Raw genomic sequence first — 2,436 nt, 5'->3', positions numbered from 1 at the left:
CGGTCACCAGTGGTCCCCGCAGCCGTGAACACAGGTGCCTCGGAACAGAGGCTGCATACATAACATAATGTCTGTTATGTCATGTGTCAGCCGGTAGGGTGCTCCTCATGGTTGAGACCACCCAGATCACCGTCCGTGACCCGCAGACCACCAATGCCCGGGTGCATGCGGGTCTGCTCGGTGCGTGGGTGGCCTCCTACCCCTCACCGAACACCCGGGCCTCCTACACCCGCGACGCGCAGCTGTTCTGCCAGTTCCTCGATGCCGGCGGCGTCGACTTGCTGGCCGCCACCCGCGCCCACCTTGATGTTTTCGCTCGGGCTCGTACGGCAGCTGGGGACGCGGACACCACTGCGGCCCGCCGGCTGGCTGCGGTCTCCGCGTTCTACACCTACGCGATCACCGTGGACGCGGTGACTACGAACCCCGCCCAGTACGTGGGCCGGCCGTCGGTGGACCAGGACCACACCACCACCGCGGCCCTGACCCGGCGGGAGGCCATGCGCTTGCTGGATACGGCGGTGGCCGATTCCCCCAGGTCTCATGCTCTGGTGGATTTGTTGCTCTCGACCGGGGTGCGGATCAGTGAGGCACTCACAGCCACCCAGGCAGGGTTGTCATCGGACCGGTTGGTGATCCGCCGTAAAGGTGGGAAGAAAGCCGTGGTTGCTCTCCCCGAGCACACCGCCGCGGCCCTTTACGCTTTGGTGGGGATCCTGGGGACTGAGGTGGCCACCGGGCGGGAAGCGGACCGGTTGATCTTCACCACCCGCTCTGGATCCCCCTGGGCCAGGACCAACGCCCACACCACCCTTACCCGCCTCGCCACCAAGGCGGGCATCACCAAGCCGATGTTCTCCCACGTGCTACGCCACACCCACGCCACCCTCGCCCTAGACCTCGGCGTCCCCCTGCACCACCTCCAAGACTCCCTCGGCCATGCGGACCCCCGCACCACACGCCGCTACGACCACTCCCGGAAACGCCTCGCCAACTCCAGCGCCCACACCGTCGGACAACTCTTCGAGTGAAGTCAGTGGAATGAGAATGGTGCTGCAGGTCTGATATTTGCTACAGGTGGGTGTGGGTGCCCCTGCATTTTGACTACAGAAAATAGACCCACACCTCGCGGCGTGTCTGCCGCGCACCGTTGTGCGGCTCGGACACCAGAACACGTCACCGGGTATGAGCGTCCACCTCATAGGTATCAGCAGCAGCTAGTTGTTGAGCCGTCAGGGTGAGCGCAGACCCGCCCACTGATCCTTCCACCGCCGGGCAAGACCCCGGTGCACAGACAGCCCTGAGAGCCGGACGATTTCCGAGTCGGCGATCTCCACATCCACCAGGCCATGCCCAAAAAGGGCGGCCAGAGTCTGGGGTACTGGTGCATCGAAGAGGGGCCTCTGCATGGCCGGTAGTGTCCGGGTACCGAAGGAGAAGAGGCCATCCGACTGTTTCGTCTGCATAGAGGGGACGATAGCGGCTCCCTTGGCGTAGGCCACTCCGTGCCTATGAGCCGTGTGCGGGGTAACTGCCCAAGAAAGGAAGCTCCGAGCAGATATGAGACGTCGGGGCGGCCTACTACCAGGTGCCGGCCCCGGGGATGGCGCCCTCAGGCGGCGCGCTGCGAAGGGCCCCCGAGGGGCACGGCATTAGGATTCGGGTGTGGACTCGATGACGCAGGTGCTTGAGGAATCGGTCATGCAGATGCAGTCGCTGCTAGGTGACATCGCAGGCATCTCATGGGCGGTCCCCGCTGGCGACGTGGAGTGGTCCTGCCGTGACACGGCGGTGCACGTTGCAGACGACCTGTTCTCCTACGCGTCGCAGGTGATCGCCCAACCCCAGGACAGCTATCTGCCCATTGATATCGTGATTGATCCAAACGCGACCAACTGCCAAATCCTCGAAACAATCGCCATGTGCGGCCGCGTACTAGGGCAGGCCGTTGAGAACGCCCACCCCCAGGCCAGGGGTTGGCACCCTTTCGGAGTGTCGGACGGCCCTGGGTTCGCTGCAATGGGCGCGGTGGAGGTCCTTGCCCACACCTATGACATCGCGCGTGGTCTGGGCCTGGAGTGGAAGCCCCCAGCAACCCTGTGCGGGTCGCTACTGAACCGTCTTTTCCCTCACTCGCCCGATGGGGATCCCACCGCCGTATTTCTTTACTGCTGCGGCCGGGCGTCCCTTGGTGAACATCCCCGCTTAGAGGAGTGGGCATGGGACCCCAGTGTTCCTGCATCGTCCTGACCCCTCGTACGCATGAAGTAGCGCGGTGCCCTCCCGCGCTACCGACCACAAAGCCAAAACGGTCGTTTCTGCACGTCTCTCCGACGACCTCCAGCAGAGGTGTGACTGTTGCAGGTGTGTGGCGGCATTCTTGCTGAGATACGTGGCGGCAAGGGCCGTCCATCCAGGAACGACACTGTCCGCAAG

The 2,436-nt window shown here is 64.1% G+C and carries 2 protein-coding genes; both read left to right on the top strand.

Annotated elements, in window-relative coordinates; all coding sequences use genetic code 11:
• Nucleotides 1–107: 107 nt before the first annotated feature.
• On the top strand, nucleotides 108–1,031 hold the full coding sequence (locus IE157_RS12705; protein ID WP_193520155.1) for a tyrosine-type recombinase/integrase: 924 nt from the start codon (nucleotides 108–110) through the stop codon (nucleotides 1,029–1,031).
• A 643-nt stretch (nucleotides 1,032–1,674) separates the two neighbouring features.
• Nucleotides 1,675–2,250 (top strand): maleylpyruvate isomerase mycothiol-dependent enzyme family protein, encoded by a 576-nt coding sequence (locus tag IE157_RS12700; protein ID WP_239320989.1) that lies wholly within the window; start codon nucleotides 1,675–1,677, stop codon nucleotides 2,248–2,250.
• Nucleotides 2,251–2,436: the final 186 nt, after the last annotated feature.

Origin of the sequence: Kocuria marina, assembly GCA_014652975.1 — a bacterium.
Classification (GTDB): Bacteria; Actinomycetota; Actinomycetes; order Actinomycetales; family Micrococcaceae; genus Kocuria; species Kocuria marina.
Note: the sequence above shows the minus strand (reverse complement) of the source record. Positions and strands in the feature narration are given on the sequence as shown.